Raw genomic sequence first — 14,615 nt, 5'->3', positions numbered from 1 at the left:
GCCGACATCCAGCGGATCATGGTCTGAGGGCCACCTCAGTAGTACTGCCGGATGTAGTCGTATGCCTTCTGAAACAGCTCTTCGTCCCGTTGCAGTTGGTATCGGACCAGCGTGCGGCGCAACGCCTTCTTCACTTCGCGCTCACCGCCCGTAGTGTGCTGCCACCCAGGGAACCTCACTGCGTCTACGATGCTGTCGATCTCCTGGACGAGCTTCGCGACCGCCACCGGTATCCCCTCTGAGCGGGAGGACTCGAACAGTCGAGTGAGAGCGTACTTGCCCTGTTCCCTCGGATCCTTCTTCTTCTCCTCGTCCTCTGCCTGCACGGTCTGTTTCGCGAGGTCCAGCAGCTGATACAGATACTCGCGGCTCACCAACTGCCCCGCCTCGTACTGGAGACGCAGCCGCTCTAGCTTCTGCGCCAAGGAGTCGAAACGCGGCTCACCACGGCGACGGCCGAGCCGGTCCTCAAGCCGGGGCTCAAGCTGCCGGATTCCCCGATCTGGAACGCTCTGCAGAAACTCGACCATACTGGCGTCGAGGACAAGGGTTTCAAGACGTTCAGGTGGCACGTCCGCATGGATATGTGCGTTGACCAACTTGCGTGTCTTGGGGCCGAGTACCCGCCACAACAGAGGGCTCGTGGCATTGCTGGGGCGCACAGAGTGATGAACCTTGGCCAGCCAGCGGTAATCGTCGGCGTACTCGCGCAGTTTCGGGTCCGGGGCCAACGCCTCCCACAGTCGGGACAACCGGGCGAATGCTTCGGCGAACGCCTGCCGTGTCTCGTCATCGGGCAGTTTGTCCTGAGCTGCAAACAGCGCCTCGTAGCCGTCTTCGGCACGATCCACCCCAGGGAAGAAATCCAGACACATACGCAGAGCGTCTGGGAACTGGTCACGTAGTCCTTCGATGCTGGTGACTGCGTGTTCGACTGCCCTCTCATCGAAACGCATCGCCTGACCTAGGCGGGCGAAGACACCGAGATAGTCCACGATCAGGCCGTGAGACTTCACTTGCTCGCTACCCGGACGACGGTACGGGCGATTAACCCTGCAAACTGCCTGGAGCAGTGTGTGATCACGCATGACTTTGTCCAGATACATCGTCTGCGCTATCGGGGCGTCGAAACCTGTGAGGAGTTTCGCCGTAACGATGAGGATCTTTAGTGGATCGTCCGGGTCTCGGAAGCGGTCCAGCAACGCCGCCTCCTCAGCCGTGTCTCGCTCGAAGCGCTCCTTTATCTCCTCCGGCTGCCCCTGAGTGGACATCACGACCTCGCTGGCCTCCGGGCCCAACAACGTGTCTAGATGCTCTTTGTAAAGGACGCACGCCTCCTGGTCGAAAACCACAACTTGTGCCTTAAAACCTTCAGGCGCCACCTTCTCTTGGAAGTGACGTGCGATGTCTTCGCACACCATACGAATTCGCTCAGGAGCCTTGATCAACGCCCCCATTCTGGCGGCCCGGTTGGCCATAGCGGCCTTCTCGCGCGGGGTAAGTCGCTCAGCCAACTTCTCGAATTCGGCGTCTATGACCTCGCCTTCGATCCGAAAGCGCGCATCGCGCGGCTCGAAGTGCAGGGGGAGCGTCGTCCCGTCACGCAGTGAGTCAGCCTGGGTGTACCGCGAGAGATAGCGGCCGTCGTCCTTCTCATAGCCGAACGTCCGGAAGGTGTTGACGTCGGTTCGGTTGATAGGCGTGCCGGTTAGACCGAAAAAGACCGCACCGGGCAGGGCGTCGCGCATCCGCTGACCCAGGTCTTTGTCCTGGGTGCGGTGGGCTTCGTCGACGAGGCAGACAATATCCCGGCGAGTCGACAGAATTCCGTCCTGATCTTTGAACTTATGAATGGTGGTGACGATGATCTTCCGCTGACCAGTTGCGAGCATTACCCCGAGATCGTCACCGGAATCCGCTGTAACCACGTTCGGAATATCCGAAGCTTCAAACGTAGAAGTGATCTGGGTATCGAGGTCCAGTCGATCCACCACGATCAACACTGTGGGAGCTCCAGTGCGCGGGTCTGTGCGCAGCGCCTGGGCCGTGAACACCATCAGAAGGGACTTGCCGGAGCCTTGGAAGTGCCAAACCAGTCCTTGCCGGGGTGCGTTCTTGTCGTGGGCCGCAGCGGCGGCCCGGTCGGCCATCCGCCGACCGGCCTCATATTGCTGATAGCGGCAGATGTTCTTGATTTTCCGGTGTTGATCGTCAGTGCTGTAGACCGTGAAGTTCCGAGTGATATCCATAACGGTCGACGGCTTCAGCAGGCCGTCCACAGCCTGACGGAGGTACTCGGGGCCAGGAGAAGGGTGCTGCTCCCGCAGTCCTGGGGACCACCATGGGCTCCACAGGTGAAGAGGTAGCCGGAGACTGCCATAGCGCAGATCGCGACCGTCGATGGCGAAACACAGGGCATTGGGGACGAAGAACTCCGGTACCTCTGCCTGGTAGCCGTCGATCTGGAGAACTCCGTCGGCCCAGGTTGTACCTGCACGCGTGGCGGACTTTGATTCACCCACGACCAGAGGAATCCCGTTTACCCACAGCACGTGATCGAAGCGGCGGCGGGTCACACCACGGCAGAAGACCACTTCCGTGCCGAGATGGTAATGGTTGCGACTGAGGTCGTCGAAGTCGACCAACTGCACGGTGACATGCTCATGATCGGGTCCGAAGGGCATCGACTTCTCGCCGAGCAGCCAAGAACGGAAGTCCTCGTTGGCCTTGACCACTCCTTCGCCACGCGCTGCCCGTATCAGAGCGGTGAGCTGGTAGAGAACCTCGTCGGCGAGCTCGGGGTCTGACGAGATAGTGGGGTTGAGGCGGACCAGGGCTTCACGCACCTCGGACTCGACAAGCACGTCCTGCTCGGTCCGGTCCGGGTTAGGACCCAGCCGGACCCAATTGAGCTCGGGAAGGGCGGTGAGCTGGTCGGTGACGAACGCCTGAACCGTATCCTGCTCCCTGAACATCCCTGCCCCTTGCTCACCTTCGGCCGTCTTCATTCCATGTTTCGCCCCGCCACAGTCGACGTTCGAAGCCGTCGGCGGGTTCGCCAACAGGTTGAGGCCCCTGGAGCAGCACGTTCAAGGTGCGTTGCATCAGACTACGCGTCTGTGCAAGATCCTCGGCGATGGTAGTGCGCAATTCACGGGCGGCTTCGAGCTGCTCCACGACGCGTTGCTGGACGGACAGGGGAGGAACGGGGATCGGTTGGGCCGAGAGGAGTCCAGCTGGAAGGTGTGCCATGGAGGTAGTGCGCTTGGCCACCCGGGCGAATGCACCTAAACGCTGACAACGGCGGAACCAACCGAGAGCGAATTCCGGCAACACTTCATCACCCGCGCGGAAGCGCAGCAATGTCATCTGGAAACAGCAGCCCTCGATCTCTCCTCGGTACATTGCCGCTCGGCCCACATACTCAAGGCTCTGCCCTTCATTAAGCAGTACATCGTCCGGCCGTAAGACATACTTGGCGAAGGCGGCTGGAGCGAAGTTCATCTCCAGGACATCGTCCAGGAAAAGTTCGTCGTCTCCGACATTTGCGACGCGGAGGTAGGGACGCATATCAACTCCCTTGTGCACGTTGGGCTCACGCTTCATACCTAACTGCACATCTCCTACTTCGATCACTCGGCGCACAGGCCACTCCGGCTCGTCGTACAGCTCAGCCAGCGCCGCCAGTTCCGCCTGCCGCGCAGCCTCCAGCGCATTCGCCTTCGCCTGCGCGGCACGCTCGAATGACCATAGAAGGTCAGCGATACGCCGCTGCTCGTGCAGCGAAGGAAGAGCGAACTCGTATTTCGCTAGCGCCTTCCAATTGGTGCGTGGAGACAGCGAACCTACCGCCGTTTTCAGGGCGAGCCGATGGAATTCCTCGCTTCGAACTACCAACGGAAGGTACTCGGGCATCATGCAGTTATCTTGAGCCTCAAACACCAAGACGTCCCCAGAGCATACACCTTGAAATTCAGCATATCCGGACTTCCGCTGATAAGTGCGACGTTTACCGAAGAGTGTTTGCCCCGGCTTGAAAGAACGAGTGAAACTGGATGCCGCCCCAGATTCATCCCACTTCGAGACTACAAGCGAGGAGCGATCGAGGTGTTCAAGTCCCACACTCCGTGTCGACGTGGATTCTGCACTTACTCGGTCGTTAACGTTCCGTACAACGTCGCCGAACAGGACTATCCGCCAGGAAGCATCCTTTGAGCTCATATTTCACCACCACCGAGACGCGATATCATTGTCTCCAAGTGGACGCGCTGCTCTACGACCTGCAAGTCCCATCCCGCCAGACCTTTTTTCAGACCCTCCAAGTCTTCTTGCTCACCAATGGAGAAGCGATCCACTTGGTAAGATGCGGCAAGCATCGCACCCTCCTCTAGCAGCGCGGATTTGTCTCGAATTGTGCTGAATCCTGCCACTTCAGTGAATCCGGCGTACACTTTAGATATTTCCGTTATATGCGCTTCACTCAGAAAGGACTGCGCACGCATTCGCTCGATCAAGTTTGCCGCATCGATAAAAAGAACTTTGTCATTGCGCCCTGATCGCTTCCGAGTGCGCAGCACTACTACACACGCCTCCATTGGCGAGTTGTAGAAGAGTCCCGGACCGAGTCCTAGCACGCACTCCAGGAGATCGGACTCGATCAGTTTCTCCCGCATAACTCGCTCGTCTTCTCGGAATAGCACGCCATGAGGGAAAAGGATGGCACACCGACCGGTTTCAGGGTCCAGCGAAGCAGCGATGTGTTGAAAGAACGCATAGTCCGCTCTTCCCTGAGGGGGTACGCCCCACATATTGCGCTGATATGGATCCTTTGCAAAGAGTGAACGGTTCCACTGCTTGATCGAATATGGAGGGTTCGCGAGCACGACGTCGAAACGCCGCAGCCGGTCACCTACGAAAAACAGAGGTTCGGCGAGAGTATCTCCGCGCTCGATGCGGAAGTTCTCGATACCGTGTAGATAGAGGTTCATACGGGCGATCGAGGAAGTCATCACGTTAAACTCCTGCCCGTAGAGGGTCAGTCGCCGGTGGTCCTTACCCTGCCGCTTCAACTCGGCCGCCGCAGTGACTAGCATGCCGCCTGTTCCGCAGGTGGGGTCGTAGACTGTCTCCCCCGGCTGTGGTTCCAGCATCCGTGTCATGAGCCGGACCAGTGTCCGGTTCGTATAAAACTCCTGGGCCGTGTGGCCTGAGTCGTCCGCAAACTTCTTGATCAGGTACTCGTACCCTTGGCCCAGTTCGTCCTCGTGAACTCTGGCCAGCGAGAGCACCTGAGTGGAGAAGTGTTCCAGCAGATCGCGGAGCGTGCCGTCCGAGAGCCGTTCGGTGTTCGTCCACTGCGCATCGCCGAAGACTCCCGAGAGCTGGTCTGGGTTGGCCTTCTCGATGGCTTTCATCGCCTGGGCGAGCGCTGAGCCAAGCCCCGAACGGACCTCGCGTACGTCCGCCCAGTGGTGACCGTCGGGGATCTGAAACTGATAGTTCTCCTCCTTCGCCGCCAGCTCCGCGTCCCCGTCGTAGGTGGTCAGGGCTTGCTCACGTTCCTCGTCGTGCACGTCACAGATGCGCTTGAAAAAGAGGAGCGGAAAAATGAACTGCTTGTAATCACCTGCGTCGATCAGTCCCCGTAGACAGGTAGCTGCGCCCCACAGGTAGTTCTCCAGTTCCCGCTGACTCAACTGCCCCGAAATCGCCTCCATACCTGGCAGCGCAGCCAATGCGATGCTGGTGTCACTCATTCGAGGAGCCTCCATTTCTTCAACTTGTCACGAAGTTCGTTGTCGGCTGCCGCAGCGTCGGTCAGTGCATTTTCCAAGGCAGCGACGGCTTCGTGCAACGCAGGCAATTCTGCAGCCGGATTGTTTCCAACGTAGAGCGCAATGTTGAGGTTGCCGTCGTTACTCTCGATCTCCGGACGTGCCACCAGACGGCTACGATTCTCGATATCAGCACGGGCGCGATACCAGCCGAAGATGCGGGAAAGGTGCTCAGCCTCCAGTTCGTTCTGATTGCGCCCTTTGCGCAGCTGGTCGGAAGCATCGATGAAAAGGATCTTCTTTTGCCGACCTTTCGGCTTTTCGGCACGCAGCACGAGCACACAGGCAGCCAGCGGCGCACCGTAAAAGAGGCGTTCCCCCAGTCCAATGACGGCCTCGATCCTGTCCGATTCGATTACCTTCCTGCGGATACTTGCTTGGACGCCGTCCCGGAAGAGAATGCCCTGTGGAAGGACGACAACCGCTCTTCCGGTTCCGGGGCGCATAGAGGCAAGCATGTGCTGGATCCATGCCCAGTCAGCGGTGCCGCGCGGCGGAACGCCGGTCTTCCCGCGGCCATACGGGTCCTTGGCCCACTCCTTCTCCCCCCAGGCAGCCAGCGAGAAGGGCGGGTTCGCAATCACACAATCGAAGGTCCGCAGCCCTCCATCCCGGTCGAAGAACCGAGGGGCGCGCAAGGTGTCTCCGCGTTCTATGCGGAAATCCTCCACGCCGTGCAGGATGAGGTTCATACGAGCGATACCTGAGGTCGTGAGGTTCTTCTCCTGGCCGAAGAGCTTGCCCCACAGCAACCGTGTAGCCAGACCCCTTCGAGCGAAGTGGTTGGTGACCTCGATCAGCATCCCGCCGGTACCACAAGCTGGGTCATACACCGTCTCGCCCGGCTCCGGGCCAAGGATATTCACCAGTAACTCGACCACGGCGCGAGGCGTATAGAACTCGCCGGCTTTCTTGTTGGACAGATCCGCAAACTTCTTGATCAGATACTCGTACGCTTGACCAAGAAGATCCGCGTCTGCATAGGCATCGCCGAGGAATCGTGCGGAGAAATGGTTGAGGAGCGCTCGTAGGACGTGAGACGGAACCCTATCGCGGTTAGTCCATGGCGTGTCGCCGAAGATTCCGTCAAGAGTATCTGGATTGGCCTTCTCTATCGCGCGGAGCGCATCAACGAGCGCACGGCCAAGCTTCTCGTCAGGTGTCTCTACGACATCATCCCAGCGATGACCCTCCGGAATGACGAAACGGTGCTGATCCGTCTTTGCCGCAAAGTCACGGTCCCCACCAGAATGTTCGAGAGCATCATCGAATTCCTCGCTGTAGACATCACACAGCCGCTTGTAGAAGAGCAGCGGGAAGATGTAGCTCTTGAAATCCGCCTGATCAACGAGGCCTCGGAGGAGATGGGCAGCGCCCAGCAGATGCGCCTCCAGCTCATTGAGCGAAAGTCCTTGGGCCGCACCCGACAGCAGATCCAACTGCTCTGACGCTTCCGGCTGGGCCACGTCAAGACTCCATTCTGCACGTCGGTCGGCGAAAGCACTCAAAGGTAGCAGGTCGACGACCTCCGGGGTCACCTGTCAGGTTATCCCGGAGGGTTCCGGATCCGCAGGTTCCCTATGGCGTGGTCAACGGGTGAGTCTCTCCATGATCCACGATCAGCCCTGCCACGCAGGGCTGATCGCTCAATGGCATTGGGAGACACAACCTAGTGTTCCTAAGTGGTGACTTCACCTTAGACTCTGCGGCGTGAGCGAGCAGAATCCGCCCACTGGGGGCACCGGTGCGAATCAGTCTGGCCGACAACAACAGCGGCGGCCAGATGGAGCGCCCACACCACAAGCTGAACCCGAGAAGCGAACCAGAATCCGGGATTTCGGACCTGCATGGATCACTGCGATCTCTGGCCTGATCGTGGCTCTCACAGGCGCTGGGGTATTCGTAGGCAGGGCAACAGCGCCTGACGCCTCGCAGCCCATCATCCAGCCCTCAGCAACCGTTTCAGTCGGACCACCAGCAGCGTCAGCCACACCAGCGACAACGAACGCGCCAGCCGTGGCGCCTGGCTCGGTATTGGTCACAAATTGTTCAATTGTGCTCGCTAATGGCTATAACCTGCCCATTGGAAAGAAGACCGAATGTCCATCCCCAACCAAGGAGAATGGGCTTGGTATCGGGTGGGGCTCACTGACGCTGGTCCCCGACAATAGGTCGACGTTGGCTAAGCTGGACAGTTCTTCGCCCAGCTACGACGCATGCAAAAAGAACACTCGATTCATTACTGGAGCCTTATCGCCCGCCGACGGCGACATATTCTGCTATGTCGGCAAAGGGGTCATCGCCGCAGTCACTTTCACCAAGACAGTCGACACAGCTCCGGTGCAGCCTGTTGCCGCAGAGTTCAACATCACGATCTGGCAAGGCTAGTGCTGTGTCCACAGTCGCGCGGGGCCTGCCGCTGACGATCGGGACCAAGGACGGCGAGGTGCCGGTGGTGGCGCTGATCGTGGGCGATACCGACGAGGCCCGCGCCGCGAGCGCGGACGCCTTAGCGCTGGTCGGTTCGGGCGGCCCTGTGCTGGCGCCCGATCCGACGCAGACGGCCACTCCGGCGACCGATGACCGCGCCGAGCTGGCGCAAGCATGTAACGAAGCGGCCGGAGCTGACACGTAAGAGTCAGAAGTCGTTGACACCTACATGTCAACGACCGCTGGCACGTAACTCTTGGCTGCTATCACACTGCCGCTACAGCAGGGGGCCAGCGTTGGGGCTCGACGTTCACTGGTTTGCCGATGCCGTCGTCGCCCCAATCGAATGACGGCGGGGGCGGGCCCCACCGCCGAGGCTCGGTGAAACTGATTCGTGCGGAACCGAAGGCGGCACCCACAAAACTGGTCTGGCCCGCGAACGAAACTTCGCCAAACTCAGCGCCGTCGCTGAATATGGCCCCGTCGAACTGGGCGTTGCCGCTGAACGCGGCCCCGACGAAGTTAGCGTGACCGCTGAACGCGGCCCCGTCAAACCTGGCGTGGTCGCCGAACGTAGTCCCGTCGAACCCGGCGTTGCCACTGAACGCGGCCCCGTCAAACCAGGCGTAGTTGCCGAGCGCGGCCCCGTCGAACTCGGCGTTGCCACTGAACGTGGCCTCAACGAACCCGGCATGGTCGCCGAACGTAGCTCCGTCGAACTCGGCGTCAGTGCTGAACGTGGCCCCGTCGAACCACGCGATGCTGAATCTGGCCCCGCCGAACCCGGCAGTGCCGCTAAACCTTGCCCTGCCGAACCAGGCGGAGCGGTTGAAGGTGGCCCCCTCGAACCTGGCGACTCCGCTAAAGCTAGCCTCATTGAACCGAGCGGTGCCTGAGAAAGTGGTCCTGCTGAAGTTGACATTTTCCAGGTAGGCGGTGCGGAAGTCGAAGTCGCTTGCCGACCAGCTGTATTCGGCTTCGGGTCGCAAGTGGTCGGCGATGACGCGGACGATGGTCGCCCGGACTTCGCGGTCGTTGTGCCGGTACTCGAGGTGGTGTTCTTGATCGTCGGCGCGGGTACCGTCCGCCGTGGCACGGTGGTGTTTGAGGACAAGCTTGCTCTGGTGGTTGCCACCGAGCTCGGGACTGTAAGGCAAGCGCAGGTAGCCGCAGAGCACGTCGATGCATTGCTGGCGGCGTAGCCCATCGGATTCGTCGGCGACACCGGCCATGGCGTACACCCCGGCGATCCGCAGTGCTACATCGGTGGCGGCGAGCTGGGCGGCCGCGGCACCGAAGCGTTCCACAAACCGGCTCTGTTCAAGATCGCGCTGACGCCGGTAGGCGATCACCAACGCGACAACACCTCCGACACCGGCGACGATGGTCAACGCGACCCGCGTGATGTCGATCGGCGCGGCCTTGACATCGCTGGTCGGCGTGATCCGATGTAGGACCTGGTAGGCAACGTAGGCCACGGCTAATCCCCCGCCGAGCGCGGCGAACACTGCGGGAAACAATCGGATCCGTCCAGCTTGGCGTCGAATTGTCTTGCCGCGCTTACCCATCCACTTGAACATCACTTGATTCTGGCCGAATTCCTCTGTGTTCGTGTTGCGCTATGTCGATCAACCTCCAGGGGACTCACACCCCAAGCGACTGCGCCCATGCCGGGCGAACAACGACGGATCGCCCTGCTTGACGCAAGGCGATCCGCGTGGACGCAGCGGGTCAGTGCTGTCGTTGTACTGCCCAGGTCCGTTGCATCTGGTCCAGCCGATCGATATGGCTGGTGAGTTCTGCGGTGCGAATCTGGCGAAGCTCCTTCAGAACCGCATCCGATACCTGCACCAGCTCCGCCTTCGCAGAGTCGAAACGGTATCGCCACTGAGCGATGAGATCTGCACCCCCGTCGCGCCGAGCCGCTCGGAGACCAGCAAGGGTGGTTGTCACCTCGTTGGCGGCAGCCTTCTGCACCGCGAGAAGCTGTGTTCTCCAGGCATTGGCGAGATCGCCTTCAGCCACGCCGACAGCGATCATGGCGCGAAGCTTCTGGCGCTCCAGGTCCAATCGAGTTGGCTGCACGGCGACCTCCCCAGTCGGCGTTGTGTCGAACGTCGGTCAACTGTACCGCGGATCGAACTTCGGGCGAGAGTTCGCAACTCGTGGCCCTGAACACGAGTCTTCGTTCGGCGGATGGCCTTACAGCGCCGTAGGCACATGGACGGGGCTTACGATGAAGGAGAGAGGCCCGAGCCGAGATCCCCTTCCGGTTCGGGCCTCTGTATGCCACTGGGCTACTTGCGGTTTATCAGTTGGCTGACGCGCTGATGATTGACCCCGGTGAGCGTGGCAATGTCCCGTGCGGGAATGCCCTCACTGTCGAGCTCGCGGACCAGGGCGTCCGTCTCGTCTGCGATCTGCTTCTTCAATGACGCTTCCAGAGCACGCTTTTCGAGCAGAGCAGCGGATCGCTGCTGGAGGTTGGGCGTATGTCCGATGTCTTGGACAACGATCTGAACCTCGATTGCGGACACTGCCGTGTCGGTCTCGATGGCGAGCCGGTCACGTGCGACGCTTTCGGCGTCCGCGAGTCGCACGACCGTTGCGAGCGCGTCGGAGCCCACGTTGTCGCAGTACAGTGTCCACCGGCCTTCGCGCCGCTCGACCCGGACTTCGAAGGTCATGGCCGTTATCTCCTGCGTCTCGCACGTCGTCGCCCTTTGGGCGCCGCACTTTGGTGCACGCTCCCGCTGTGCTTCTGGGTTCCCAGCGGGGCCAAGTTACCAAGGCTCATACTCACAGCCGCACCGTTGCGCTTCGGGGTACGTATGCGTCACGCCTAGGTGGTCGATCGCCCTTCGAGCTGGTCGAGGGCAGCCAGAAGGGCATGCCGGTCGGGCTTCCCATGTGAATCGCGGCCGGTGGACAAGATTGAAATGGTCTGCTGGTCGATGGCCAGGACGTAGGTTGTCAGGTCGTCCGTGCCGTGGACACCGGCGACAGCGCTTCTCGCGGCAGCTGTGACTGCGCGCAGTGCGCCATGGTGGTCGTCGGCGTGGCCATCCACGGCTCGTGTGGCACCGGTGCTGTTCACGACGGCGGTGAGGGTCCAGGTGGTCATCATGTATCCATTCACGGTTGCAAGCAGAGGACCGGGGTTTGTCGGTCGTCACCATCGTGGTTCTGGGTTTCCGATATCAATCGCCGCGCAGCGGGTTGTGGATGAATCCGTGGGCTGTGGAGAAACAGCCCAGCGCGTGAGTTGAGGTGGCTGCCTTGCGGATACGTCGAGGAGCCGGCGTCGCTGTTCGCGTCACCGACTCCCCCTTCCGACGGATCGCTCAATCAGTACTCGGGCCAGCCGGTGCCGCGTCTCTGGAGAGAGCCATGGTGTGCGCGCTTCCAGCTGTCGGTGATCGGGTTGCGCTTGTATCGCTCACCGTCCGGGTACACGGTGACTGCCAGCCGGTGCGCGTGTACAAGCGCCTTGATGGCGCTGTTGAGGCTGGCTTGGTCGAGGATCTGGAAAGTGATCGGCGGGACGGTCAGTGAGACGTAGCTAATCGAGCGTCGGAGGGCGAGGTGGTACATCCGCTCGATGGTCGCCGCTCCCTGCGGTGTGCGTGTCCAGGTGATCGTGGCGAGGGCCGCTACGTCGAATGGAGACTCTTCGACGGCGGGCAGCGGTATCCGGGGAAGCACGTCCATCATGCATTGTCGTGCCAGCCCGAACAGCCCGAGCATCATCTGCACCTGCTCGGCCGAGGTGAACGTCATGACGATCCTTCCCCAGCGCAGGACAATCCGTGCGTCGGTTCCGTGTGCGCCGATGATGTCGATGGCGGTTTCTTGGTCTCCGGCGAGCATGGCGTTGATGGTGGTGACAATTCCCGCGATGCGATCGACGTTCGGGCGGTGAATCTGGCGGATCAGATTGGGATTTGCGGTGCGGTTCTTGGTCATGATTCTGATTCCTCGTTCACCAAGTGAGGTGGACATCGGACTGAGATCCAGTCGAGGCGGCACCGACGTGAATGGACCTGGGGGCCAGACGGAATGAGCCCCAGGGTCGTACGATCGCGGCATCGAGCGCCTTGGTGACGATTCCGGCGTCTGACAACCCGAAGGTGCGGCCAACCACGCAGTGCCTGTCGGCGGCCACCGTCAACGGCGATCCGTCCCGCTGAGCTTCGCACACCCATCTCGCGATGAACGGCAGTTGTCGCTCCGGCGCACCCGATGCCCGTAGGAACGCCGCCCCCGTTTCGTGGAATTTCAACCGCGTAATCGATCGTGCAGTCATTTCTCCTCCTTGCCTGTGGCTTTCGGATGATCCCCATCCGTACCTTCAGTCTATCTACTAGCCTAATTTCAGTCTAGTGTCTAGACTGACCATCATTCGATCAGCCACACGAGGGAGGGACCGCAATGACTGGCCACCGAAAGTCCAGCAAGACAAGTATTTTCGCGAAGCTACGGAACGGACTGCGCCGAGCGCGTGGAAGGCATCAGAACGGACTGGTCCGCGCCACTCGATGCTCATGCGGATTCGCCCGGATCGTGATGAACGACCCCGCCGTCAATCAGGTTCTCGATCAACGACTCCGACTCGTGAACGAGCTCGTGTTGGACATGTATCAGGCAGCACTGACCGCTCAGGGACGCGCAGACAGCGAGGCTGAGCGCGAATTCACAAGGGCGCGAGCACATGTCGCGACACTGCTGGGCCTATGCGCCAACTGCGACACCAGCCACCGCTGAATCCGACCGAGAAGGCACTCACCTAATGACGAAAACCACGATCCCTCAGACTCGCCCGGTCGACCCAGCGACGCTCAAGCTCACCAAGAACATCCGCCAAATCAGGCGCTCAGACCGCTACAAGAAGATAGTCAGGTCCATCCGTGAAGTCGGCCTTCTGCAGCCACCGGTCGTTGTCGAGACCGAAAGCGGCGAACTCGAGGTCAGGCTCGGTCAGCATCGCACCTTGGCGGCAGTCGAGGTCGGCCTGACCGAGATCCTGGTGTTGGTCCTTGATGCCACTGGCGACGACCTCATGCGGATTCTCCAGCAGTACGCGGAGAACAAGCACCGCATCGAACTCACCCGCGAGGAGGAGCTGTCGACGTTCGAGCAGCTGTCGATGTTCGGCCTGAGTGCCGACCAGATCGCCCAACGGACAATCAATCCGGCGACCATGGTGAGCAAGTCGCTGAAGGTCGCCAGCTCCCCCGACAAGCGCAAGAAGTTCGTCAGCGGCGAATGGACACTCCAGCGTGCCGCCGCCTTGCTCGACTTCGAGGATGATCCCGAAGCCACACGCGAACTGCAATGGGTAGACGAACGCAAGCTCGAGGAACGAGCCGCGTCACTGCGCAGGAAGCGTGCGGTCGAACTGGCTCGCGCCGAGGCGTCCGAACCCTACGAGCGGATGGGCCATCCCGTGCTCGACGCCAAACCATGGGGGCAAGATCCGCCGTTCGCCTTGCATCGGCTACGTACGAAAGACGACGCCGGTGTCACCGCCGACATGATCGACCGCGCGCATCTGGCGGTGTATCTCGATGATGACGAGCAGTACTTCCACCGAACGACCGGCGAGCGCTTGGCAATCCAGGAAATCGACTGGGGCAACGACGATTCCGATGACGACGAAGACGAGGAGCAAGACGGGTCCGACAAGGGTATTTCGGACTCGTTCGACGCTGATAGCCCGCAACCCGCCAAGGTCCCGCTGGTTGACGTAGAACCACGTCTGGCGTGGACACCTGTCTACTTCTGCACCGACCCGGCTGCCTACGAGTTCACCGTGAGTGGTCGCAAGCTGGAGTCGGCCGAGGAGAAGAAGGCGAAGAACGCCAAGGTCCGAAGCCACAACGCGGCGTGGCGCGAGGAACAACCCCGCAGGATCGAATGGCTCCGGCGGTTCCTGGAACGGCCCGAAGAACCGGTCGGTGCCCCGGAGTTCGTCACGTATGTCATGGCCAACTGGCCCGATGAAATCGCGCACGGCAAAGCGCATTCGCTGACCGGGCAGTTGCTGACCGGCACCGAGGCTAACCGCCTCTACAAAGACGGCTCCACGCTCAATCCACACATCGAGAGCGCTTCAGCCGCACGCCAACACATGATGCAGCTCGCGATGGCCATCTGCGGACTCGAAGCGGCGATGACCGAATGGGCATGGCGCGAGATCAAGCGCCGCAACATCTATTTCCTGCGCTTTATCGCCTCGCAAGGCTACGAGCTGAGCCGGATCGAACGCATTGCGTGCGGGGAAGAAATCGAACTTCTTCCGCCGAAGGACACCACCACACCAGTCCCCGCCATGAGCGCCGAATAGGAGGG

12 protein-coding genes are annotated in these 14,615 nt (G+C 60.7%); 3 read left to right on the top strand and 9 right to left on the bottom strand.

The features are described 5' to 3' along the window. Positions 1-35: 35 nt before the first annotated feature. The 4 genes from ACQPXH_RS00545 to ACQPXH_RS00530 all read right to left on the bottom strand — a co-directional run bounded on the left by ACQPXH_RS00545 (position 36) and on the right by ACQPXH_RS00530 (position 7,372). Positions 36-3,008 (bottom strand): type I restriction endonuclease subunit R, encoded by a 2,973-nt coding sequence (locus tag ACQPXH_RS00545; protein ID WP_433600396.1) that lies wholly within the window; start codon positions 3,006-3,008, stop codon positions 36-38. Further along, complete coding sequence (locus tag ACQPXH_RS00540) at positions 2,989-3,918, bottom strand: hypothetical protein (RefSeq protein ID WP_433600395.1); 930 nt, start codon at positions 3,916-3,918, stop codon at positions 2,989-2,991. Before ACQPXH_RS00540 ends, ACQPXH_RS00545 begins: the two co-directional genes overlap by 20 nt. Positions 3,919-4,217: 299 nt before the next feature. Further along, positions 4,218-5,756: a type I restriction-modification system subunit M gene (locus ACQPXH_RS00535; protein WP_433600394.1), complete on the bottom strand. Its 1,539-nt coding sequence runs from the start codon at positions 5,754-5,756 to the stop codon at positions 4,218-4,220. Then, positions 5,753-7,372 carry a type I restriction-modification system subunit M gene (locus tag ACQPXH_RS00530; RefSeq protein WP_433600393.1) on the bottom strand — a complete coding sequence of 540 codons (1,620 nt, stop codon included), beginning with the start codon at positions 7,370-7,372 and terminating at the stop codon, positions 5,753-5,755. The genes ACQPXH_RS00535 and ACQPXH_RS00530 overlap by 4 nt, the downstream gene beginning before the upstream one ends. Before the next feature lie 640 nt (positions 7,373-8,012). Between ACQPXH_RS00530 and ACQPXH_RS00525 the strand changes: the two genes are divergently transcribed. Together ACQPXH_RS00525 and ACQPXH_RS00520 are read left to right on the top strand one after the other, a co-directional pair. Continuing rightward, positions 8,013-8,222, top strand: coding sequence for a hypothetical protein (locus tag ACQPXH_RS00525; protein ID WP_433600392.1), 210 nt, complete (start codon positions 8,013-8,015; stop codon positions 8,220-8,222). 4 nt (positions 8,223-8,226) lie between these two features. Then, entirely contained in the window at positions 8,227-8,469 is a 243-nt protein-coding gene (locus ACQPXH_RS00520; protein WP_433600391.1) for a hypothetical protein, read from the top strand. Between the two features lie 61 nt (positions 8,470-8,530). Here the strand turns inward: ACQPXH_RS00520 and ACQPXH_RS00515 are convergent, their stop codons facing one another. The 5 genes from ACQPXH_RS00515 to ACQPXH_RS00495 all read right to left on the bottom strand — a co-directional run bounded on the left by ACQPXH_RS00515 (position 8,531) and on the right by ACQPXH_RS00495 (position 12,230). Beyond that, positions 8,531-9,844, bottom strand: coding sequence for a pentapeptide repeat-containing protein (locus ACQPXH_RS00515; RefSeq protein ID WP_433600390.1), 1,314 nt, complete (start codon positions 9,842-9,844; stop codon positions 8,531-8,533). Positions 9,845-9,995: 151 nt separating this feature from the next. After that, complete coding sequence (locus ACQPXH_RS00510; RefSeq protein WP_433600389.1) at positions 9,996-10,304, bottom strand: hypothetical protein; 309 nt, start codon at positions 10,302-10,304, stop codon at positions 9,996-9,998. 257 nt (positions 10,305-10,561) lie between these two features. Then, positions 10,562-10,951 carry a hypothetical protein gene (locus tag ACQPXH_RS00505; RefSeq protein WP_433600388.1) on the bottom strand — a complete coding sequence of 130 codons (390 nt, stop codon included), beginning with the start codon at positions 10,949-10,951 and terminating at the stop codon, positions 10,562-10,564. A 155-nt stretch (positions 10,952-11,106) separates the two neighbouring features. Next, positions 11,107-11,391, bottom strand: coding sequence for a hypothetical protein (locus tag ACQPXH_RS00500; protein ID WP_433600387.1), 285 nt, complete (start codon positions 11,389-11,391; stop codon positions 11,107-11,109). Positions 11,392-11,612: 221 nt separating this feature from the next. Beyond that, a complete protein-coding gene (locus tag ACQPXH_RS00495; protein ID WP_433600386.1) occupies positions 11,613-12,230 on the bottom strand; it encodes a hypothetical protein in 618 nt (205 codons plus the stop codon). Between the two features lie 823 nt (positions 12,231-13,053). Here ACQPXH_RS00495 and ACQPXH_RS00490 point away from each other — a divergent pair. Further along, positions 13,054-14,610: a ParB/RepB/Spo0J family partition protein gene (locus tag ACQPXH_RS00490; protein ID WP_433600385.1), complete on the top strand. Its 1,557-nt coding sequence runs from the start codon at positions 13,054-13,056 to the stop codon at positions 14,608-14,610. Positions 14,611-14,615 lie beyond the last annotated feature (5 nt).

Source organism: Nocardia sp. CA-135953 (genome assembly GCF_050955735.1).
In the GTDB taxonomy this organism is placed as follows: Bacteria; Actinomycetota; Actinomycetes; order Mycobacteriales; family Mycobacteriaceae; genus Nocardia.
This window is presented reverse-complemented; position numbering and strand designations above follow the sequence as displayed.